13 protein-coding genes are annotated in these 24,680 nt (G+C 45.2%); 5 read left to right on the top strand and 8 right to left on the bottom strand.

The annotated features are described in order from the left end of the window. Positions 1–3: 3 nt before the first annotated feature. The 5 genes from BUB18_RS12485 to BUB18_RS12465 all read right to left on the bottom strand — a co-directional run bounded on the left by BUB18_RS12485 (position 4) and on the right by BUB18_RS12465 (position 6,069). Positions 4–633 (bottom strand): DUF4230 domain-containing protein, encoded by a 630-nt coding sequence (locus BUB18_RS12485; RefSeq protein ID WP_073081178.1) that lies wholly within the window; start codon positions 631–633, stop codon positions 4–6. Between the two features lie 393 nt (positions 634–1,026). Beyond that, entirely contained in the window at positions 1,027–1,530 is a 504-nt protein-coding gene (locus tag BUB18_RS12480; protein ID WP_073081176.1) for a cupin domain-containing protein, read from the bottom strand. Positions 1,531–1,573: 43 nt separating this feature from the next. After that, positions 1,574–2,026 (bottom strand): GNAT family N-acetyltransferase, encoded by a 453-nt coding sequence (locus BUB18_RS12475; RefSeq protein WP_073081175.1) that lies wholly within the window; start codon positions 2,024–2,026, stop codon positions 1,574–1,576. Positions 2,027–2,067: 41 nt separating this feature from the next. After that, positions 2,068–2,907, bottom strand: coding sequence for a DUF6597 domain-containing transcriptional factor (locus BUB18_RS12470; RefSeq protein WP_143159927.1), 840 nt, complete (start codon positions 2,905–2,907; stop codon positions 2,068–2,070). Between the two features lie 318 nt (positions 2,908–3,225). After that, positions 3,226–6,069: an alpha/beta hydrolase family protein gene (locus BUB18_RS12465; protein WP_073081172.1), complete on the bottom strand. Its 2,844-nt coding sequence runs from the start codon at positions 6,067–6,069 to the stop codon at positions 3,226–3,228. A gap of 143 nt (positions 6,070–6,212) precedes the next feature. Here BUB18_RS12465 and BUB18_RS12460 point away from each other — a divergent pair, with 143 nt between their 5' ends. The 4 genes from BUB18_RS12460 to BUB18_RS12445 all read left to right on the top strand — a co-directional run bounded on the left by BUB18_RS12460 (position 6,213) and on the right by BUB18_RS12445 (position 13,231). Further along, positions 6,213–6,809, top strand: coding sequence for an RNA polymerase sigma factor (locus BUB18_RS12460; RefSeq protein ID WP_073081400.1), 597 nt, complete (start codon positions 6,213–6,215; stop codon positions 6,807–6,809). Between the two features lie 58 nt (positions 6,810–6,867). After that, the gene (locus tag BUB18_RS12455; protein ID WP_143159926.1) at positions 6,868–8,043 is read left to right on the top strand and encodes a FecR family protein; all 1,176 of its coding nucleotides are present in this window, start codon (positions 6,868–6,870) and stop codon (positions 8,041–8,043) included. Positions 8,044–8,279: 236 nt separating this feature from the next. Continuing rightward, positions 8,280–11,687: a SusC/RagA family TonB-linked outer membrane protein gene (locus tag BUB18_RS12450; protein WP_218588037.1), complete on the top strand. Its 3,408-nt coding sequence runs from the start codon at positions 8,280–8,282 to the stop codon at positions 11,685–11,687. Positions 11,688–11,710: 23 nt separating this feature from the next. Further along, positions 11,711–13,231, top strand: coding sequence for a SusD/RagB family nutrient-binding outer membrane lipoprotein (locus BUB18_RS12445; RefSeq protein ID WP_073081171.1), 1,521 nt, complete (start codon positions 11,711–11,713; stop codon positions 13,229–13,231). A gap of 680 nt (positions 13,232–13,911) precedes the next feature. Here BUB18_RS12445 and BUB18_RS12440 read toward each other — a convergent pair. From BUB18_RS12440 to BUB18_RS12430, 3 genes are all read right to left on the bottom strand, one after another. Further along, positions 13,912–18,321, bottom strand: coding sequence for a DUF6443 domain-containing protein (locus BUB18_RS12440; RefSeq protein WP_073081169.1), 4,410 nt, complete (start codon positions 18,319–18,321; stop codon positions 13,912–13,914). Positions 18,322–18,340: 19 nt separating this feature from the next. Next, positions 18,341–21,001 carry a hypothetical protein gene (locus tag BUB18_RS12435; RefSeq protein ID WP_073081168.1) on the bottom strand — a complete coding sequence of 887 codons (2,661 nt, stop codon included), beginning with the start codon at positions 20,999–21,001 and terminating at the stop codon, positions 18,341–18,343. A 90-nt stretch (positions 21,002–21,091) separates the two neighbouring features. Further along, positions 21,092–21,883, bottom strand: a complete 792-nt coding sequence (locus tag BUB18_RS12430) for a hypothetical protein (RefSeq protein WP_143159925.1) — start codon at positions 21,881–21,883, stop codon at positions 21,092–21,094. A 365-nt stretch (positions 21,884–22,248) separates the two neighbouring features. Here BUB18_RS12430 and BUB18_RS12425 point away from each other — a divergent pair, with 365 nt between their 5' ends. After that, the gene (locus BUB18_RS12425; protein ID WP_073081165.1) at positions 22,249–24,678 is read left to right on the top strand and encodes a M4 family metallopeptidase; all 2,430 of its coding nucleotides are present in this window, start codon (positions 22,249–22,251) and stop codon (positions 24,676–24,678) included. Positions 24,679–24,680: the final 2 nt, after the last annotated feature.

Below are 24,680 nucleotides of genomic sequence, written 5' to 3'. Positions count from 1 at the left end.
GTGTTATTGCAGCGTGGCGCCGCTCAGGCGGGCAGTGTCTCCTTCAAACTGTACATCCAGTATATGGTCTTTCAGGAAAGGGGCATAGTACTGCTGCATGATCCCTACTATCTTGCCTTTGGACTTTTCTATGTAGGTAGGATTGTTCTCCAGCTGCGCCCGGGAGGTCTGGTACAATTTCTTCTGTACATCGGTGTAGGTTTCGTCGTCCTGTGAAAGAAACAGTCCTTTTCTGTTGGCCGTTTCCATCCTATCCACCTTGAGCTCATAGCTGAGCAGCTTTGGTGCCGGTAACTTTACAGTTATCCGCTTTTGGCTGATGTCTACCTTAAAATTATTATCATTTATATCCACACCAAACTTAGCCTGGTAGGGAATAGTAACCCAAATGGTATTTTCCAGAAATGTCTTTTTCAGGTTGTCTGTCCAGTCGCTGGCGCCTTCTTCCAGGTTGCTGCGCTTGATGCTGGCAGAACCCTGTACGTCCAGGCTGGCCAGCTCCGCGATTTCCTTTACTATAAGGCCATTGGAGATAACCTGCTGACTCACGTTCTTACTGCCAAAAAAACGGCCAAGCCAGAACATGGCAAGCGCAATTAAAACAAATACCAGTATGTAAATGATTTTCTTCATGACTGAAAATTACGAAAATTTGTGGGAACGGCTGCGGCGTATATGCATTACTGTTAAGGCGCCTTCGGCGCCAGGAGAGCGGTCTTTTTTTCACGCAAAGCAGCAAAGCAGGTAAGCAGCTAAGGCTTGTGTTTTGTTGTTTGTAAAGTAGCTAATGCTTGTGTTTTGTTGTTTGTAAAGTAGCTAATGCTTGTGTTTTGTTGTTGGTACAAAAATAGCAATTGTATAAGCGGCTAAGTATCTAATTATCAAAAGGTAGTTTAATATAACGAAGCATTATTGAAAACAATTTTATGCAGGTATTTCTTAAAACAATAAATGCAGGTCTTTGCTGCTTATGCCCCTTATGCTGCTTTGCGAGCAAAAAAGACAAAACGCAGGCACCTAAGGTGCCTACCGCGTAAGCTCCGCAATCAGCCCCGCATGCTGCGGATATGCCGCCTGCAACGGCGCTCTTTCTGCGAGTTCAAAGTCAGCAAAATCGAACCCGGGCGCTACGGTGCAGCCGGTGAGGGCGTAACCGCCTTCCACCTCTGTACGGCTGGCAAACCAGTTGCCGGCTGTGATAATCACCTGCAGGCGCTCACCTTTTTCGAAGTCCCTGCCGAGTTTATGGGTAATGAGGTTGCCACCCGGTTCTATTTCGTAGATAGTCAGGGAGTGACCATCATAAAAATGCCAGATTTCATCCGCTGCAATGCGGTGAAACGCTGAAAACTCGCCATATTCCAGGAGAAAATAGATGCAGGTGGAAGCATTCCGGTTACCGGTCATGCCCGCCGGGAGGGTGCTCATATCCAGCATCCACTCGGAACGGTATGTTTCCCGAAAGGCGCCTCCTTCTACGTGCGATTGTAATTGCAGCTTTTCCCGCCACCAGCTTGCTGAATATTGCATAGGTAGTTATTTGAGGACGGAAAGGTAGCGAAAAACCAGAATTTCAGGACTCTTTTTTCGTATATAGGTCAGGTTTAGCCACCCCCATGAACCGGGAAGGGTCTTCCAGCGGCTTAAAACCGAACTGGGCATAGAGGCCATGGGCATCTTTGGTACCTAATAATATCCTGCGAAGCTGCTGAGATTCAAAGTAATCCATGATTACCCGCATCAGGAATTTGGAGAGGCCCTGTCCGCGGTATTCGGGCAATATAAACACATCTGCGAGGTAGGCAAAGGTTGCTTTGTCAGTAATCAGCCTGGCGAAGCCCACCTGGGTGTCACCTTTGTATACACCATAACACAGGGAGCCTGCTATCATTTTTTCTACCACCTCGAGTGGAATATCCTTTGCCCAGTAAGAGTCCTGGCTGAGGAAACGCTGAATGAGCGCAGTATCCAGTTTACTGTTATCGGTAGATATGCTAAATGGGCCTTCGAAAATTTCTGTAGTCATCTTGGGTTAATTTGCGAAGGCCCAAGGTAGCTTATTCGTAATTAACTCGCAACTGCTACCATTTGGCGGTTGCCGGAAGGCATCTGCGCAATGGTGGTAGCTACTGGTTCAAAATAATCAGGCAATTCGCCGTTAAACAGCAGGTAATCCTTTACAAACATGGCCTGGTTGTAATACACATTGCGGCTCATGCTGGCCTGCCACTGCGGAAAATTCAGTTGCTGTAATGATTTTAAGGCGGTCTTAAATCTTGTCATGCGGGTGAAAAGCTGTGGCGGAATACCGGTAACGGAGGTGAATATACGCTCCATGGTAGGGCGGGAGAGGTGGAAGATATGTGCCAGCTCATCCAGTGAAATATTGCCTTTGCGGGCAACGAGGTAGTCCACCATTTCATCCACCTGGCGGAGGGAACGACTACCGGCATCCAGGCAATCGCGGTACGCATTGTTCAGGATGGGAATAATACCATCTGGTGTCCTTACTTTGGCTATCCGGGCAGAGATATTGGCCCACATGTCGCCGCAGGTCACGTCCAGATTGCGGTAGTAGTTGGTGAAAGCGGGCGTATCCAGGCCCAGCAGTTTGTAACAGCCATATACGTTCAACTGCACAATCACCATTTTCACAGGGCCCTTCACCTGTAACTGACAGGCACAGGTAAAGTGACCAATGATCGCGTGGGCAGGCAACGTATAGGCAGGATGGTTAGCCGGCTTCACCGTGGCTTCGCCCTCCTGAATGAAGACCATGTACTGGTCGCCCAGTGCAAATAAACTCTGTGGCAGCTGAATAACGCCACGGGTGTTGTCTTCCCAATAGTAATACTGCTTAACATACGGACGCAATGCGTCTTCCGGGTGAAAAATGTGGAAGTTCATAGGCACAATGTTGCTGGTTTTATAGGATAATTTCTCGCTGCATAGGGTCATCACTGCTACATGATGATATTGTAAATATATGATAAAATATTATATAAAGATTTTTTTATTATTGCTCAGGTTGGTATTTGACCGATACCTTCGGTATCGGTTGGGGAGGGGTGCGCTACGCGCACCGCTGCTGATCATTTCTTATAAGTGTTGTGTGGCGTGCAGAGCACGCCACACAACACACCACCACTGGTGCCGAAGGCACCAGTGCAAAAACGAAAGGCCTGGCTGTTATAGCCAGGCCTCATATACTTATCTTAACATCCACTATTTCACCAGGTCAAATCCCCAGTTCACCCCCTTCTGCGTAGCCGGAACACCATATTCCATCCACTCAGGTGCCGCAGCACCCTTCAGCAGGTGATCAAAAAACTGTTGCTCACGGCGGGAGATATCCTTGCGGTTCTGGCGCTGTACCAGGTTGTGTGCTTCATTATTATAGTTCAGCATCCAAACCGGTTTGCCCAGGCGGCGTAAGCCGGTAAACAGCTCAATACCCTGGTACCAGGGTACTGCGCCATCGGCATCATTGGCCATAATCGCCAGCGGCGTAGTTACTTTCGGCAATGAAAACAGCGGCGAGTTTTGCAGATACAGCTCCGGTTTTTCCCAAAGGGTAGCGCCAATTCTGCTCTGTGAATGCTCATACTGGAACTGCCTGTTCATACCACTTTCCCAACGGATACCACCATACGCACTCGTCATGTTAGCCACCGGCGCACCTGCCCATGCAGCTGCAAACATATTGGTTTGGGTAATGAGGTAAGCCACCTGGTATCCTCCCCAGCTCTGGCCCTGGATACCCATATGCTTACCGTCTACATACGACTGCTTCGCTAAATCTTCGGCAGCACTTACGATATACTCGTATGCGCTTTTACCAGGGTAACCTGGTTCATAACTAATGTCCGGCGCAAACACCAGATAACCGCGACTCACAAAGAAACTGATGTTCAGCCTGGAAGGAGTTGGAGCGGGGGGCTGGTAGTTATACAGTCCGTCGGTTAACTTCTCATAAAAATAAAAGATAACAGGATACTTTTTGTTGGCATCGAAGTCCTCCGGTTTGTACAAAATACCTGCTGCTTTTTTACCGCTGAAAGTAGTCCAATTGTAAAGCTCCGCAGTACCCCAGTTATAATTTTGCTGCTGTGGATTAGTGCTGGAAATTTTTACCGCCTTGTCAATCGCAGCACCTACATAAACATCCGGTGAAGCCACATAGCTGGCTTTTACGAAGGAATACACGTCCGCATTTTTTGCTTTGGACAGGTCGTTATAACTGTTAGGGCCCAGTACAATCTGCACCGGATTAGCCAGTTTGGCTTTACCGCCGGGCAACTGCATGGAAAAATAACCATTGTATTTAGTAGTGTCCGCAAAGGCAGTCATGATACGCATTTGGCCAGCTTTGTACGCTGTTTCTTCGGGGTCCAGGCGCACAAAACGCAGTGACACCGCATTTTTGCGACCGTAGCCGTTAGTCACATTCACCGGCGCTTTAGCAGCGGTAGGGTCTAACTGCCAAACGTCATAGCGGTCGTATACATACACGTAGTTGTCCTGCTCCATCCAGCCGGCCAGTCCGTAAGCCTCCGGTAAATCTGGATGATCATCTTCCTCGTCGTATAATTTCACCGGCACTTTGGAGGAGATATTAGTGGTGGCACCACTTTCGTTGTTGTACGTCCACCAGCTTTTATCTGCCAGGTCGTACCACAGTATATATTTTCCTTTGGGAGATATCGAGTACATGCCGTCCAGCCGTTCTTTTACCTTTTTGCGGGTACCGTCTGTCAGGTTCACCAGGTAAGCCGTTTTAAGACTGCGACCTATCCATTGCAGCTGGATACGGTCATTCTTATCAGTATAGCCCAGTGCATATTTGCCGTCACCTTTATCGGATGCAATTACTGTTTCCAGGTCTTTATCCGCCAACTGAATAGCCCTGTTAGTTCCAGGATAGTACACAGCGAGGTAGGTTCTTTTCAGTTCCTTATCTGCATTTTTCAGCTGCATGGGTTGCAGGTAATCGTCCTTGTAGTTCCAGATATCCACTTTTGCTACTTCGAAATCCACGATGGTAGTGTCTTTCGGAGGCAGGATCGGAGCAGTGCCAAAGAAGAGGCGTTCATTGTTTTCTGAGAAGCTAAGGTTACCGTTAGCACTTACGTTCCATTTGGTAGGGATGGCACTGTTGGTTTTATCCACTACAACGATGGCGCTGTCGGCACCTGGCTTATAGAAATAAAGGGAGTAAAACTGCTGCAGCGACTTCGCGCTGTCGCGGGTAGCCAGGTAGGCCGCCTGTTCTCCTTTATTATCCAGTGTAAGCTGTTTATAATCGCCATAGCCGCGGCTCAGTGTATCTGCTTTGCGGCTGGCAGTATGCCAGAGCAACACGCCGGTGCTGGAAAGGGAATCTTTTTTATTGCCGCTGATGGCTACCAATATGTTGTTGCCTGGTTTGGCGATTGTATAGGCGCCGGCGTTTTTAATTGTATCCTGTGTGCCTTTGAGCAGCTGACGGATCACGAGTAAGCCATTGTCACTTTTATCGGCGCCTGCTTTGTCGTCGTCTTCACGGTCCTCATCTTTTTTAGCAGCAACCTTTGTGTTTTTGGCTTTGCTGGTATCAGCGGCAGGGGCTTCAGCGAGGTAGGCGAGCAGGCCACTGCCTTTGGCAGGCGTTTTAAAGGATTTTACGTTCGCGATTTTTTCGATCTGACCAGTGGCCAGGGTAACGATCACGAGTGAATCCTTGGGCATGTCGGCTGCCTTTTTCTTTTTGATTTTAGCCTCACGTACTACTTTAAAGGGAGGTTTGATGGTGCTGATCACAAATTTTGAATCTTCTGTGATCACTGGCAGGCCACCACGAGGCACCACGGTTTCCTTGCCCGTTTTGCGGTCAAAGATAATGAGGCGGCCATCGCCTTCCTGCGGGTTAATGGTATAGGCGATCCATTGCCCGTCGTTGCTGATCACTTTTGCTCCGGCAGTTTCCCATCCATCGTACACGCTGTGGTCCAGCGGTTTTTTGGATGGCTGTTGCGCATAGGTCATAAGGGCGGTTCCCATCAGCAGGGAGCCCAGAACGTACTTTCTCATAAGCGCTAATATAGATTGCAGATTTTAATTGGTCAAGATACAAAACGCGGGGTGTTACACATAAAAAAAAGGATGGACGTACAAAAGGCTACATGGAAAGCCGGCTGTTTTTCGATAGTTTTGGCACAAAGTGGACCGGATTCATGAAGCATGTCATGACAGATGAAGATTTATTGCAAGCTGTTTCAGCTGGAGATACAGCGGCTTTCAGGATCTTTTTTGACTCCAACCGCCCAAAACTATATGGATTTATCCTGAATATGGTCAAATCCCGGGAGGTGGCAGAAGAGATTGTGATGGATGTATTCATGCGCATCTGGCAGCAGCGGGAGCTGCTGCAGTGGGTAAATAACATCGATGGGTTTCTTTTTAAGGTAGCCTACAATAAAACAGTGGATTTCCTGCGGGCCGCTGCCCGTAGCCCGGAGCTGGAACAGGCCCTCTGGGAGGAGCTGCAGCCGGTGAGCGACGTGTATGCCGATACCCGCCTGCTCCTGCGCGATTACGAAGCACGCCTCCGCGAGGCCATGGACCAGCTGCCCGCCAAACGCCGGCAGGTATATATTCTTAGCCGGGAGCACGGCTATTCGCACGACCAGATCGCCGAAATGCTGCATATCTCCAAAAACACCGTCAACAATCATATCGTAACCAGTCAGCAATTTATCCGGAACTACCTGGTAAAACGGCTGGACCTGGGTAGCACCGCATTTATTGCCTTTGTCATCAGCCGTATCTAAAAAAAATATTTCGGGAGCATAGTTGTCCGATTAATTTCTGTCGTCAATACTTATAACAGTGAACAAATCATCTATGCCGGAGGCAGACTGGAAACATATTGTAGATAAATACCTGAATAACACCTGCACGCGCGAGGAGCTGCATCAGCTATTGCAATGGGTGAACGAGGAGCCGGATAATGAGGCGCTCATATCCCTGTTGCGTTTACGCTGGGAGCAGCAACAAGTCCTTACTGCGGATGATCCGGAACGCTGGAATCGGCGGTTCGATCAGCTGTTGACCACTACGCCGCCGCACCGGAAGGTGGTGATCTCCAAACGCGCCATCATAGCGGCAGCAGCTACCGTATTGCTGATGCTTACCACCGGAATAACCTATTATTTATACAGATCCCATTCATCCATTGTTACTCCCCCGGCAATGGTAAAGTTTAATGATGTACCGCCGGGCGGTAACCGGGCGATGCTCACCCTCGCTGATGGTACGCAGATTTCGCTGGACAGCGCCGCCAACGGCGTGCTGGCCACACAGGGGGGCACCAGCATCAGCAAACAGCAAAACGGGCAGATAGCCTATAATGGTACTGCCACAGATGCCAGGTACCAGTATAACACCATGAGCATTCCCAAAGCAGGTAAATATTCCCTGGTTTTGCCTGATGGCAGTAAAATCTGGCTTAATTCCGCATCTTCACTACGCTATCCGCTGGCTTTCGGCAAGGAAAGGCGCGTGATGCTTACCGGTGAAGCCTACTTTGAAATAGCCCCAGATGCCAAACGTCCGTTTATCGTGGAGGTAAACAAGAGTGAGTTGCACGTGCTGGGAACCTCCTTTAACGTAATGGCCTATGCCGAAGAAGCACAAACCAAAACCACACTGGTAGACGGCGCACTGGCCGTAAACTACCAGGGCAGCCACACCCTGCTGAAACCTGGCCAGCAGGCCACCATCACCACGGAGAATAATAAGATAACAGTAGAACCAGCCGACCTCGAAGAAGCACTTGCCTGGAAAAATGACCGGTTTTATTTCAACAACACGGATATACGTACCGCCATGCGCCAGCTGGAGCGCTGGTATGATGTAGATGTCACCTTTCGCGATACGCTGAATATGCGGCTGAACGGTACGGTAAGCCGGACAGTGAGCATATCCGGAGTATTAAAACTGCTTACCCTTACCGGAGAAGCCAACTTTAGCATCCAGGGAAAAACAGTCTCAGTAGGAAAATAGCTGTAAATATTTATCAACCAAAAATCTAACACCATGAAAAGCAACTAGTCTATTTCGCAGCATTAATAAAAATGCCGGAGGTCTCGAACACCACCGGCACGTTTGAAATAATGCGTCCACATTTTTTGACAGAACGTATTCAACACTACCCAAACAGTAACAAAAGTATGTATTTGCGCACTCTAATCAAAGGTACGCACAGGCGTAGCCTTTGCCAGATCACAATTATTCGTGTGATGCAACTGAATTCTATTTTTATACTCGCTTTTATGCTGCAGGTAAACGCTGCAAGCTTTGGTCAGGCCAAAATCACCCTTTCGAAAAACAATGCACCGCTGAAAGAGGTGTTTAAGGAAATCAGCCGCCAGACGGGCTTTGATTTTCTCTATACCAACAAAGTACTGGCCGCCGGACGTCGTGTAAGCTTACACGTGAAGGATGCTGAATTGAAACAGGTGATGGGAGCATGTATGGCCGGCCAACCACTCAACTACACCATTGTAGATAAAACAGTGGTCATCAAATTGCAGGCAGCTACCGGTGCCAGCACCCTTTCCCCGGCCGAAGTGCCGCCGGTAGACGTTCGGGGTAAAGTAACGGACGATGCCGGTAACCCCATCCCGGGGGCAACCGTGATGCTGAAAGGTGCTACCAAAGGTACTGTCACCGCAGCTGACGGGTCATTTCATCTCTCCGTACCAGAAAATGCCACACTGGTAATTACTTTCATGGGCTTTGAACCCCGTGAAATAACGGTGGCTCCAGGCAGCGGTGCGCTGGACATCATCCTGAAAACTGCCAGCGCTAAGCTCGATGAGTACATCGTTACTGCGATGGGTATCAAAAAGGAGAAAAAAGCACTGGGGTATTCCGTACAGGAAGTGAAGGGCGCCGACCTTACCAAAGCCCGCGAACCCAATCCGGTGAGCGGTTTAACCGGTAAAGTAGCCGGCCTGGTGATCACACCTAACCCTAACCTGTTTGGTGATCCCGGTATTCAACTCCGCGGGCGCAGCAACGTGCTGATAGTAGTAGACGGGGTGCCGGTCAGCTCTGATTCCTGGAACCTAAATGCGGATGATATTGAATCCTATTCCGTACTGAAAGGGGCAAACGCTGCTGCACTCTATGGCTCCCGCGGCCAGAACGGTGCCATCGTTATCACCACCAAAAGAGCAAAAACAGATAAAAAAGGTTTTAAAGTAGAGATCAATTCCAGCACACAACTGCAGGCAGGGTATAATGCTATCCCTAAGTATCAAACGGAATACGGCCCTGGTGATGATTTTGAATATGCCTTTAAAGATGGCCGTGGCGGCGGTTTAAATGATGCCGACTATAACATCTGGGGGCCTCGCTTTGAAGGGCAGCTGATCACACAGTACAACTCCCCTAAAGATCCGGTTACCGGTGCGCTCACACCTATCCCATGGCTGGCCAGAGGTAAGGATAACCTGACCAACTACCTGCGTAACGGGCTATTGAGCACCAATAACATTGCCATCTCCACCGCTAATGACAAAGGCGACCTGCGCATTTCTTTTTCCCAGGTAGCACAACGTGGACAGGTACCTAATACCAAATACGGCAGCAGCAATGTCAACTTTGCCGGCGGCGTGAACGTAGGCGATAAACTGCGTATAGAGGGTGCCGTTAACTATAGCAAACAATATACACCCAACTATCCGAGCCTTGGCTATGGCCCCAGCAGCATGATTTACCTGATTACTGTATGGGGTGGGGTGGATTATGATATCAACGACCTGCGCAATTACTGGCAGCCGGGTAAGGAAAATGTACAACAATACAACAGGGAATATACCATCTACAACAACCCCTGGCTGATTGCTAACGAGGCATTGCATTCCTACAACAAAGATGATGTGTACGGACACCTGCAATTGCTGTATCACATTACGCCGAAACTGGATTTTAAAGTACGCACTAACGTTAGTACCTGGAACCGCAGGCAGTCGTGGCGTTATCCGATGTCGGCCGACTTCTACGAACCCTACCGCCGCGTAGGTGGCTACCGTGAGTATTACGACTACTTCTGGGAAAACAATACCGAAGGTGGCTTTACTTACAAGGATAAAATCAGCAGTAGCTTCAATTTTACCGGTTCCTTAATGGGCAACCTCAGAACAGTGAAAGTGAGCAGCCTGAACGGTACTACCAAAGGCGGCCTTATCACACCGGGTGTTTTTGATCTCTCCAATACAAAAGAACAAAACAGCCCTACCAATGACTTTGGTAAAAGACAGGTAGGCAGCCTGTATGGCTTCCTGGACATGGATTGGAAGAGCATGATCTTCCTGAGCCTGACCGGCAGGTTTGACAAATCGTCCACCATGCCGCTGAAAAATAATACCTATTTCTATCCTTCTGCCTCCCTGAGTGTGATGCTGTCGGAAATGCTGCACCTGCCTGACTATGTATCCATGCTGAAATTGCGTGGTGCTTATGCCAACGTAGCGGGCGACCTGGCCAACACCAGCAGTGATTATGATATTTACAAGCTGTTACCTGTGTACAATACCAGTGGTACCCGTTGGGATAATAACGTAGGTATCAACTACACCGGTACTTTATTTAATCCTGACATCCTGCCTAGTCGCGTGCAAACTGCCGAAGTAGGTGTGGCGGCTAATTTCTTCAATAACCGCCTGGGTATTGATGCGGCCTACTACCGTAATATCGAAGGCCCCGGTGTGGTGAACGTGACCGTTTCCTCCGCATCCGGTGTAAATACAGTACAACGGAATGCCAATACGTTTATCCGTAAAGGTGCTGAAATAACGCTAACCGGAACGCCTGTACGTAAAAAGGATTTCAGCTGGGATGTGATGCTGAACTGGTCTACCAACCACCGCTGGCTCAAGGAAATTGACGGCATTCAGCAGCGTATTGACATGATTAAGGTGGGTGACAGATACGATGGTTATTACATCACTGATTTCCAGCGCGACGACAAAGGAAATATTCTCGTGGGTAATGACGGATTACCATTATACAATCCTTTCCAGACAAAAATTGGTTTTGAAGATAATAAGTTCATGCTGGGCATGAACAACAATTTCCGCTACAAAAACTTCGGGCTTAGTATGCAGATTGATGGCCGCTTTGGTGGCCTGATATCCAACTATGTGGACTATTACCAGTGGAAGTCAGGAACAGCGCCGGCATCAGCCAGCGAATACCGCTACCAGGACTGGATGAACCGCGATAACCCGGATTGGAATGGAAACGTAATGACGAACGGACAAAAAGTTATTTCTGGTAAACTGAATGCTGACCGCGATGGTAACATCATTTCCGATGACCGCAAATATGCACCTAATGATGTACCGGTGTTATGGAGGGACTGGGCTACCGATTATTACATTGCCGACAAAAACCTGGTGCACGATGCTACTTTCGTGAAACTGCGCGAAGTGGTGCTTTCCTATAACTTCCCGGCTACCATGCTGCAGCGCACTAAATTCTTTTCCACTGCCAGCATTTCCCTGGTAGGCCGTAACCTGTTATACTTCACCAGCAAGCATAACAAGAATATGGAGCTGGACCAGTACACTGCTGATAATGCCGGCTTCCAGACACCGGCGGTGAAGAGCTATGGCGTGAATATTAACCTGTCCTTCTGATCTTAATAAACTGAAAAGAAAACATGAAAGCGATTATATCCAAATATTTATTAGGTGCTGCCCTTGTTACCGGACTTTGGGGTTGTGAGAAGATGGGGACCCTGCAAAAAGATCCATCGGCCGTATACGATGGTAATCCTAAACTCGTGTTCACCGGCATCTTACTAAATATGAAAGAGGGGCCCTGGAACGATGTGCAGCGCCACAACCAGTATGCCACGCAAAATAATTCCTACTATTACGGCCAGCCGTACGACTGGACTACCAGTGGCGAAGGTTTTTCTGCGTACGACCGTTTACGTGATGTACGCCAGCTGTTGCTGGAAGCGGCTAAGTACGGGGATGTAGCCAAGGGATATGTTCCACTGGCGCGGTTTGTAAAGGCCTGGTTTCTCGTGAGGGCTACTGAAATGTATGGGGATATTCCGATGACGGATGCCATTAAAGGCATTACAGAAGGGAACTTCACCCCTAAATATGATGAGCAGAAAGAAGTATATCGTTACTGCCTGCAATTACTGGATTCCGTAAATACGGAGTTGACGCCGCTGGTAGCCAGCAATGTGAAAGTAGAAGGCGACTTTTATTATAAAGGCGACCTTGCAAAATGGCAAAAGCTTGTTAACTCCTTCCGCCTGAGAGTGTTGATGAGTTTGAGTAAACGTGCGGCGGATAACGCTGATCTGAAAATTAAGGAGCAGTTTGCTGAGATCATTGGTAATCCGTCCAAATATCCGCTGATCCTTGGTAATGCGGATAATTTCCAGTTGGTGTACAACGGTAATGCCCGCGATAATAACTATCCGCTGTGGCCTGCGGACGGTATTGTGATTAAGAGAGATAATGATAACAACCTGGCAAACACCATCGTGGATATCCTGAAACGTACTTCCGATCCACGTTTGTTTGTGATGGCGCTTCCTACCGATTCAGCCAAAAAGAGCGGGGATGCTGCTTATGCCACCAAATTTACCTCTTTCAGAGGAGGTTCTGTGGGTATGATTCAGTCCGACCTGAAAGCGCTGGCTACTGCCGGCAAGTTGTCCAACCTGAATTTCGATTTCTGGGAGGTAACGCCTTCCGGTGTTCCATGCATTCAACTGGGTGCTGCTGAAACCAATTTTACCATAGCGGAGGCTATTAACCGGGGTTGGGTTAGTGGAGATGCCAATGCTTACTATACAGCGGGGATCCGTGCTAACATGGCTTTTTACAATGTAGCAACTGCTGCCCAGGATGGATTTATCGGTGGTGCTGAAATTGTTTATGCCGGTAATACTGCTGCGGGTTTAAAGCAGATATTAGAGCAAAAGTATGTGGCATTTTTCCAGAACTCAGGCCGTCAGGCGTTTTATCAGAACCGCCGTACCGGCGTTCCGGTATTTGAAGTGGGGCCTGCTAACAAAAACTCGCAGATGATTCCGGTGAGATGGAAGTATCCTTCTTCGGAGTATAACGCGAATGAAAGTAGTCTGAAAGCTGCACTGCAAAGGCAGTATGGCGGGTCGGATACGCAGAATGATAAGATGTGGCTGGTGAAATAAAAAATAACAATTGTATCGTTTAAATTATGCCTCTATACCGCAATATATACCAGCATTTATGTCTATCAAATTTTGAATAAAGTATTTATATGATGGATTGAACAAAGTCGGGTTTTAATGACTTATCTGATATCCACCCTACTAGTCTTTTATTTTATTTGAATTTAGAGGGAGTTAACATGCCAACCTAGTCATCACAATTGTATTTAAAATTTTAATACCATTGTGATGGCTAGGTTTAATAAGTGGACTTATACAAATAAGTATATTTATTACTTATAATTTATGATAATTGCTGTCACTTTTGTCACTAATAAAAATTTTTATTTGGTTTTGAATTGAATCGCGCTCTAATATAGTTATAAGTGGACTTTGATTGTTCACACTCACATATACTACTGCATCTTTGATAATTATTCCTAGTGAATCAATTGTTATCCTAAGTGAGATATTGCTTTCGGTGCTTCTCAACAAAATTTGTTTGGAAAAAAAACAAGTTTGTGAAGATGTACTGCATTTTGCTTGGAAGCTTAATAATGTATCCCTATTATTTAAGATTGTAATTATTTCATTATTAGACACTATTCCGCTAAGCTCCAAATGTTTATTAGAAATACAGCAGGATGTCAGGAGTAATATCAGTATTCCGATTGATTTAAATTTATGCATTATTGAAGTTATTAAAATAATTTTCGCCCAGTATTCAGAAAACCAGAATAGTAGTACCTTAATATTGCTGCAAGTTGACCTCGTGTTGCCTGACCTGGGTTTTTTATTATCTCTTGATATTTTGCCTTTCCTTGGGGTGTGCGAGTGTCCAGATATCTCTGAGGGTAAGTCATGAAATTAGTTTTTAGATCGACCTCTTTCTGATTGTAAGCAGGTGCACTTCGTGGAAACAAGCTACCCAATAAGCCTTCTCCTGGTACAGTAATTTTGTCCCCAAAGGAGAATGGATGGTCTAGGCCTCCTGTATGCCCAAATTCGTGTGTCAAAGCATTGTTATTATCAGTTGTGCCATCAGAATTGATGTAGCTTGAGTTCATAGTGATTTCTGTTCCTCCAAGTTGGCTTTGTCCTATAACACCACTTTCGAGGAAGTCATCGCCAACTATTTTAACTAAGTGTTCCTCCGTCTTTACATCTTCTTCCTTTTCAACCGCCCTCATATTAAGGGTTGAGGTGATCGAAAATTCTTTTCTATCCATTGATAATAATTTGGAAAATATTGCAGATTGAGTCTTTATATAGTTGTCTAAATCAATTTTTTTTCCAGACTTATTTACGACAGCCGCGTTAACTACAATATTTACGACAAATTTACCTTGCTTGTCTTTGGTAATATTAATACTCCAATCTTCTCCATTCGGATCTGAAAGTAGGACGGGATTATTTACAGTATAAGAGAACGGAGATGTAGGATAAAATTTTTCAGCTTGAGGATCTGGTGAATGCCACCTTCCTAATTGTACATCATACATTCTTGAGCCATAATCATACCATTCCAAGCCAGTGCCATCACTGAACTCTTTGGTTTGCAACTCTTTTCCGTTATACTTTAATTTGTTTTCCACATAAGCTGGTGCTTGGAAAGCACTTGTACTAATTCCTGTCATTGTCAGTCCAAATGGATAATAATGCGTCTCCTCCAATATTGGGCCAGTCGATTGCGTAACAACCACATCATCAAAATACACATCCTGTTGACTTTCATTGCTTGTATAAACATAGAGGAACCCACTTTTTTCGATAGGCATTTTGTCCTGTGAAATTGTTTGTAACTGATCTGGTTCCCCTTTTACCTGTTTAACTCCACTATTATTTTCTACTAATTTAAACTGATCATCAAACATAACAAAATTAAGATAAGCTTTTGGCTTGTCCGACTTGTGCTTATCCTCATCCTTTTCCTTTAGGCGTTGATAATCATGGTTGTAAAAATCCGTGTTGAAAGGTGATTGACGTGATTGTGCCGTATTCCCATGGACTGTTCCTGCAGCACTATGACCGAAGGCCGCAAGTAGATCTGCCAGCATGTTTTCCACTTGTGGTGCATGGTCGGTTTTAGACTGTGGGCTGATGGATTTGTAAAAGGCCTTAGCGCCGATCTGTATGGTGTCACCTGCCATTACACGTAAGACTATGGAAGGCCCTATCTTCTTAGAGTTGCCCTGTGCACTCAATTTAGCAACAGATTTGTTTGCCGAGCTTCCATCCGCAGGATAGCCCGCTGGCTTTGTTACTCTGGTATCGTCAATATTGCTGAAGAGTAATGATTCAGTGGGGGCATTAGCTGTTTCCATGGTAGCAGCATAGATGGCCGTATTATTTTGTTCAGTTAGGACCATCCTGATATTTCCGAGGTGATCTTTCTCGAAATAATCATAAACGAAAGATGTTGGGGCACCTGACGTAACAACGGCACGTGCACGGCCTTCTTCGTGAGAAAACTGCTGTAACCTATTTTCTTTATATTCAAAAATCCCTTCGTAATCAGTTGTGATAGTTTTGGCTGGGTTAGCTGTATTGTCATACACAACCTTACGCAATTTTTTACCTGTTGCATCGTAAAAATACCGGATACTGCCTTTACCGGTTATGTCAATTATTTCAGGAAGATTGAGGTAGTTGTAGCTGATAGCTGTAATATTCTTATTGTTGTCTTTGGTTAAATTACCATTGTCATCATACCAATAGTCCTGCGTTTCATCTTTATTAATTTCCTTAAAATCTCCCAGCATACTGGAAGGATTGTTACTGGCATCCGTAACATAGTTTAATTTATTAGTGCTGCCGTTTTTATAGTCATACTTCAGATCATCAATAATGGTCTTTGTGTTGCCGTTCATGCCCCATTGTTTCAAGGCTAGAATATTTCCATTCTTGTCATAGGAAATATTGTCGACACTAAAATTAACCAGGTCTTTTGTCCAGGATGCACTTCCGCTATTCTGCTGATTGAAATCTGCCACCGTAACTCTGTTTAATCGATCATAGACATAATCGTATTTACGACCAATATTGTCAGTTCTGCTGCGCCAGATGGTACCAGCAATATTGCCATTATATTGTTGCTGGGCATAGGTGGTGCCTGCAATAATTGCCGTAGAGCGATCATATCCTAACTCAAACCCAAAAAATTTATTTGTTGTGGGAGAGGATACAAAGTCTCTGTTTACACCGAGTAACCATCCCCGAATATTATAATCATAGGATAATTCATCTAAACTATTGCCAAGGGTTTTCTTTGATATATTACCAAGTGCGTCATACTCATTTTGTGAAACTGGCTTTAGTGGTCCAATATCGTCAATTTGTTTGCGGATGGTTAAAATACGGCCGGCGGGGTCATAGTCATTGACGGTTAAAACTTTTGTTTCCGGTGTCTCACCACTTGCTGGATTCTTTTGTCTTACATAACTACTTACCAGTTTGCCATTAAAGTCGTATAAGTTAGAAATAACCTCTAAGCCATTTGTGATATTATCGGTAATTATCTGGATAGGCTTTCCCCTATAATCATAATATGTGGTGGAAGTAAGCCACTGATTGGTCCCCAGTACCCTGTTTTTGACACCTGTAACCAAGCCAATTGTTTGTGCATTGGCTACAGACGCAACAGTATAGAGATTGTTTCCTGCAATTGGTTTTGCGAGATCACTGGTGATGCAAGATTGACTGCCGGGGAAAGTATAATTATCATAAAAAATGTAACTAAGCGGAGTAATCAACGCAGGATTGAGATTTGGTAGTGGATTATTGATTGAGAGATTTATTACACCAAGATTTGCCGTAGGATCAATATATGCTTGTATTTCGGCATTAATGGGCGTTTCAAATCCTGCTTCGAAAGTTATGCTGTTAGTGGCGATGTATGTATTGCGGTCATGTGTTGCCACCATCAGGTCGCTTATGCCGGGGAAAGTATAACTGGAATTGCCAGTTGTATTTATTGCAGTATTCATTGCGGCCTGCAGCGATTCCCTGGATATGTCAGACTGGTAAAGCGCAGTTTCTACCGGGCGGTTTAGGTTATCATACAGTGTCATTATCCAATGCTGATTGCCGTTTTTATTCATATTTCCGTCCCTGCTAAAAACCAATCGGTTCCGTATATCATACACCATTTCAATCGGTTTGGCACCCGGTATTTTTTTATAGATCATGCGGCCCTGTTCATCATATCGATATTGAAAGCAATATTCCTCTTCTACTGCAGATAATGGAATGTTTGCAATAATCTTTTCCACGGCCATCGGAGGAATGACAAAACGTAACCTGTCTAAGTCATCATAAATATAGTAGGTGCAGGACCAACCACTGTGAGCGCCAGGTGGCGTGAAAGCTTCCTGCACCTTTTTCAGTATCAGTTGTTCATTTTTATTTTTATACTCAATGGTTCGGTTATTATGTTCATCAGACACAACAGACTTAAACAATTGGCCAGCACCATATTCACCAACCAAAGTGGGCAGCGTACCAGTGATACTCCATATTTTTACTGAATCTAATAATGTATTTACATCAAAATCTGTTTTAATAGGGTGATTACCAGCTGCTTGTGCCCAGCTGTTTCCTGGCGCATAAGTTTTGAGGACTCTGTTGAGTGGTGATTGGTCATACTCAACCTGAGTATATAAGAACTGCTCACCCTGAAGTGCAGGATTTAATGCAGGATCTTCATAGAAAATTTTCTGCGCAGCGAACGGGTCGGTTTTAAATTTTCCATCGTCGATATTTCCTGTAGTAGGCACGTACGGTAAATATTTATAGGATTCACGGCCAAATTCATCATAGAGTATGGGTGCAACGATATCTCTGTTATTTCCACTGGCTCCTTTGATTACCGTTTGTAACAGCCGCCCAAGTCCATCAAAATATTGGGTAGACTGTTTAATCTCTGCCGTGGTCCTGGAAGGATCAGTAACAAAGGAGGGGGCAGTTGTCGGAAGAGAGGGCTCCCAGGTTCGCACATAATTTATGGAATTGGTAGTATAGGCACCAGGTACCGCGACAGGTGTACCGGTTTGCGCATGAACTGAACCTATGTAGAAACAGCATAAAAGGGCAGCTATGGTATAGGATTTCATTGATCGTACGAATTTGGAACTAATTGTTAAAAGGTTTTTGATACTGGTAATCGAATTGACGGATTATCATCCCGTTTTGGTCGCGGATTAGCAATAAACGTCCAATAGGATCATAGCTGTAATAGGTAAGCATTCCTTTTTCATCACAATGGCTGGTAATACCAATCATAGGATCATAGGTATAAGTTTCCATTTGTGCCTCGGAAGGGCATAAACGAAGTTCATCCACCTGGCCACTATTCGGGAAATTGACGGAGGGTATCCCAGATATAATGTGCATAAATTGCGACCAACCATTGAAATCTCTTAGTTTTACAGGATAGCCATTCTGTGTACCAATAATTGTAAGTGCACTGGTCCCTTGGGTCCAATAAGTGAGAATGTAGGTTTTACCCGCATTTAAACCATCTTTTGAAAGTCCTCCGGTCAGGTTATAACTTTTACTGCCGGTTGGTGCGGTGGCGTCTGGCACCGGAGTGCCGAAGAATTGCCAGTTCCCTTTTTGATCCGCTTCAAAGGATGTATAGGCAATATCATTTCTATCTGCATTGGTTGCCTTAGCAATCGGATAAATATTCTTGTAATCCCATAAATAGGACATCAGTAAGTTACCGGTTAAATGACAGGTTGTAACATTATTGAAATTATCATAGCTGTCAAATGTTGCTTTCTCTTCGTAGCGGTTATCATATACAAAATCACCTCCTGTATTGATATAGCTTTGTATAAATTGGGCCAATGGAATTGGGGTGGCTACTTTTAATTGTAATACCTTGCCCGTTACGGCTTTGTCATCCCGATAGCAAGTTAGCATGCCACCTGTCACATAATCAACACCATTGATAGACTTGATTTGCAATTGTTCCACAGGGACCAAAATATTTAATCTTTTCAGGTTACGAATGCCATTTGCTATACTACTGGTTATCGTGGTAGTATCATAGTCAAAGGAATAAGTGGTTTTGGCTGTAACGAGCTGTTGTGTGCTGGTTAGCTGGGAGGAAGTGACTGGTAAGTTATGGAAAGCCGAATTGGCGTTTGTATTCGTTTCGGTGGAAATGCTTTGTGTTGGTGAAATATAGTCTGTAGTGACGGTTTTAGAAAGGTAGTATTGTTCTGTGAATAAGGTGGACAAGCTTTGATTAATGATTCTTCCGACCGATGCAGAGCAATACGCGCCGTAGTCAAGCTTAATTCCATTTGCCATATTCAACGAGCTGTTAACTGTATATTCATTATTAATTTCACGTACCAATTCAAAATGGTCTTTATCCTCTCCTTTATAAATTTTCTGATTAGCTAATAATCCTCCTCTCCAACTTGTATTTACAGGAGCGACGAATGGCTGGGCGTAACTGCCTGCAATATTTTGAGATGTCAGAAACTTACTTTCAATTTTACCAAGCAGTTTGTTTTCGCTGGAGTCATATTCTGTTACAAAAGCATACTCAATGTGACTGCCTGCAGCTGGAACAACACTTTCATCATGTATTGTATACAGATTGCCACATTCGTAGCAAGTGAGTTGTGCATTTGGGTTTACAACAAGTGACGTTTGGCGGGTCAGGTAATTAGGTATATTCCGGAACGTTACCTGATCCAGACTATCACTGTAAATAAAGCGTTTGACAACAATAGGATGGCTTCCAGTATTTTCTATGGTGGAAATTTTAGCAATCCGACATCCCCCTACAATAAAGGGCTGTGCTGGATTAGGAGTTTCAACATAGATGTAAAATTGGCAATGTCTTGGTATATACTGGTTTGTGTTGAGATCATACGTACGCCCGGCTGTAAGGGAATAGGTATATGTGCCAGCCGGAAGTAAAGCAAATACCTCTCCCCCAGAGGTTCTGGTAACATAATCATAGTTCATTGAGACAGCCTTGCCTATGTCATCTAGTTTGGGCCCAGTGAAAGACAGTTGGGGGTCTTCAAAAAAGTCGGGGTCATAGTTTACAAATGCAGTAATTCTAACATATTTATCCTCGTCAAGGGTGAATGAACCCTCTATATGTCCTGTCGTATTGTCAAATGTACTCCCGCCCGCCTGGAATACATAAGAGCTGGCATTATCAATTTTGAAAAAAGATGATTTTTTGAGAATGTCAGAGTAGGAACGAACTTTTATTTGGTTCGGTTCATACTCCAATAAATTTTTCCCCCCTGTTGGATAGGTAATCTCTTTTAACATACCAGTGAGTGCACCATCAAAGTTGCTTTGACGATTTGCATATGCAATATTATAGGACTTCCAATAGGGGGCAATTTTATTGTAATCTGCCTCCGGGATTAGAGAAGTATTGCTAGCCCTATTATAGTATCCCCAATGATCTTTGCTGAAATCATAAAAGCTAGGAAATGTCCACATTTCATTGTAGTAACTAAAGTTCCATTTTCTTGCAGAGATATTGTTGTTATGCTCTGTGACTCCCGTCAATTTCAAACGTTTATTGGTGTCAAAATACCCCTGATTGAAGTGAAATTCTTTTACTTTTTGTCCATTGTAATTTCCAATTTGGAAGCCGGTAATGGAAGGCACTGCCGCAGTATTGGAAATCAGCATAATATCCTGCCTGTAGGTAGGACTTTGGTTGAATTTAACATAACCCTGATCAAATAAGATTGAATCAGGTAACAGGTATTCGATTTCTACATGTTCGTCAAAAGGGTTTACCATAGAAATAGGACACCCTGATGGAGCGCCTGGATTGGCTAGATGGTCAATCCTATATTTTGTCTTAGAATAATTGAAACTGTAAGACTTATACTAAAATTCAATAATGCGGTTTTCAGCAGTTATTACTTTACTTAATTTATAAGCTGAAATATCGTTGAAAGAAGCCCTGACTTCTATCTGCGTGGGATCGGATATGCCGGTACGTTCAATTGAATTAAAAAAATACTGATTTCCTTGATTATCATTAATTTGAATACCATTTGTCAAATGTATCACCTGTAAATCGGATTTGGGCATCAGGACCGCTTTATTAGGGTTTTCAAAGAAAAATGAACCCGCACCTGAAGGTAAACTGTAATGATAAAGATCATATTCACCGTCTTGCAAATCATTAATTACCTGATCCAGGTAGTTACTCCGTTCAAACTCTGTCATAGTTCCGCTAAAGAACTTTGTAAGATTGGCAGTGCCCATTGTCATGAGGCCATAAGGGCCAAAGTCATTGGTGCCGCGCTGATTGAAGGATACCATACCACCAGCATCTAACACCCATCCCTCCCCAACCGAAGAGGCAATTTCATCCACTTTCAGACCATTACTTTGGTACCGTAAAGTAATTGGAAGCTTGAAGTTGCCAACTTCAATAGTGGCAAGGTTGATAGACAAATTGGTAGCACCCGTGCTCTGAGAAACAGGTATTTCACCAAATTTTTCCATCTGAGCTACGTCAGGTGACTTAGGGACAATTTGTGGTAAGGTGTAATTTTTTGCTTGTCCAATAGTATTTACGGTAAACGACATGAATGTCAGAACTAATAATAATGTTTTAGGAACACTCGTTAGGCCAGGTCCTTTTTTCTTTATAATCCCTTTTTTATTCATAGGTTAATTTTTCATATCGGTATAGAGCAATTCTAGCAAATAGATTTTCGAGCGCTTTTGCTTGTGATATTCACCAGAATACAACTATTTACCAAAATAACTATTATGGATGTTAAACGCAAAAAATCTGCACTATTGTATTGGTCTGCAATTGTTTACTTTATGCCGTTTTCAGACTTATTAAGCTGATACTATTAAGTAATAGTTTCCTGCCTACCCGAACTACTTATCAAGTTCTCTTCTTTCTCCCAACTTATCAGGATCTGTCGCATATGCCCTGCCGTTGTTCCTTATTCTTACACATTGCTATATGATGGCAGTGGATGCGGTTAAAATTGTTGCATTACTATTTAAAACCGCGTTTTATGAAAATGAAAATTACCCTATTGATTTTTGTACTGTTGGCGCATGTATCCCTCCACGCGCAGCAGGTAGTAGAATCCGACACTTCCGGCAGCGGCAGGCCCCGCGTGATCAGGTTTGATCCAAAGCAACGTCCGCTGCGGGCTAATGAAGCACCGGTGTTTTTGAGGTCGGCACTGAAGCTGGGTCCGGAAGATAGTCTGCGACTTACCAGGCGTATCGCAGAGGATAACGGCCGTAGTCATCAGTATTTTAACCAGTATTACAAAGGTTATCCTGTAAGAGGTGGCAGTTACGCCGTGCATGGACGGGATGGCATCATTGAATCAGTGGATGGAGAGCTGGTGGAGATAGGCAAAGTATCCGTTGACGTTAGGGTAGATGAAAATGCGGCATTGGCTAATGCGCTCAGCGACATCCACGCTGCTAAGTATGGCTGGCAGGATGAAGCAGTGCAGGCGCGTTACCGGGAAGTAGAGCGTGACCCTAAGGCCACGCTGTATCCAAAAGGATCACTGATTATCTTCAAAGATGAACGGCAGACAAAAAGTTTCCGGTTGGCCTGGCAGTTCCACATTAAAGCGCTGGAGCCAGATCTGGATCTGGATGTATTTGTAGATGCTGCCACTGGCCGCATCCTGGCGAAAGAATCCCGTATGTTGCATGTAAACGTACCCGGCACCGTAGCCTGTTTGTATTGGGGTACCCGTAATGTAACGATGGACAATAACACCCCGGGTAATTACCGCCTGCGTGAAGTGCGTACTACCAATGGCAGAACCGCGAATATCCATACCTTCGATAATCATGGTTCCAGCTCTGCTACAAATCCCGGCTTTACAGATTTTAACGGTACCACCACCAGCTGGACCACCCCTAATGCCGGCCACGACGTGCACTGGGGCGCTGAAATGGTATTTGATTACTGGGCTACCGTGCGTAACCGCAACAGCTATGACAACCTGGGTGGTACCCTGGAATGCTTTGCACATGCCGGCAATATAGATAATGCCGGCTGGGACCCCACCGTCAGAAGGGCCATTTTTGGAGATGGCGATGTTAAGTTTAAACCAGTGGTGTCGATAGATGCTGTAGCGCATGAAATTGCCCATGGTATAACACAATCCACCTGTGCTTTAAACGGAACGCTGGAAGCGCGCATGCTCAATGAAGGGCTGAGCGACATCTGGGCGTCGGTAGTGGAGAGCTGGGCAAATGCCTGTTGCGACCGCTGGGAGATAGGAGAGTACATCGTGAAAGACTATACCTGCCTGCGCAGCATGCGGAATCCTAACCTGAAGAATAATCCCGATACCTACGGCGGTACTTACTGGGATAGTGATCCTTTTTCCGCTGCGGCTATTCATACCAACAGCACCGTATTTAGCCATTGGTTCTTCCTGTTATCCGAAGGTGGCAGTGGCACTAACGACATTGGAAACAGTTACCGGGTTACCGCGCAAACGATGGACGTTGCAGCCAATATCGTATGGCGCGCGCAGCAATTTTACCTGAACGCCAACAGCGGTTATTCGGCTGCAAGAACAGCCATGATCAGTGCTGCAACTGATTTATATGGTGCAGGTAGCTGCCAGGTAAAGGCAGTGCAGGATGCCTGGTATGCGGTGGGCGTGGGTGCTGCCGGCCCGAGTGCACCACTGGTGCTTACCGGCCCTGAAGGCTTCTGTAGCACGGCTACCTATACTTGCACCGGTGTGCCATCCGGTCAAACCGTTACCTGGTCCGTTAACCCGACAGGTGTAGCGTCAATGTCAATATCCGGCAACAGTGTGACACTTACTAAAGTTAGCGCCGGCAGCTTTACACTCACTGCCAGTTTGCCTAATTGCGTGAATATTTCCAAGGAGGTATCCACCATACCTACGATGCGGCTCACTTCCACCATGAGTGGTTCCTGCAGAGATGGCGGATGGCAGGATTGGTTTATTTCCGCATCACCCAACATGCCGCTTACCAATTACGTATGGACATCCACACCGGGGGGCAGTACCAGTCAGATTAATATTTACAGTCCTTCATCCTCCACTTCATGGGTGGCCGTAAAAGGCGGTGGCGGAGTGAATATTACTGCTAAAAATGCCTGCAATCAAACGGTAAATGATGGGGTTACCGTGTATGCACCATGCCCGATGACTTTATTTGCGGTATCACCTAATCCGGCAGTGAGTTCGGTAAGTATCACGCCGAAGCAGGATGGAAATATGATGAAAGCGGCAGGTACAGAAAGGGCGTTGCAAATACAGGTGGTGTCCGTGTTTGATCAGATGGGTAACCGGGTGAAACAACAAAAGTTCAGTAATACAGGAACAGCGCAACTCAATATCAGCGGGTTGAAACAAGGTATGTACTATATTGAAATTGAATATAACGGTACCAAGGAAAGACAACCACTGATAGTTGGTCAAAAATAAGA

It is taken from the genome of Chitinophaga jiangningensis, from assembly GCF_900142605.1.
Lineage (GTDB): Bacteria > Bacteroidota > Bacteroidia > Chitinophagales > Chitinophagaceae > Chitinophaga > Chitinophaga jiangningensis.
The sequence above is the reverse complement of the archived record's forward strand: the minus strand, read 5'-3'. Positions and strand labels throughout refer to the sequence as shown.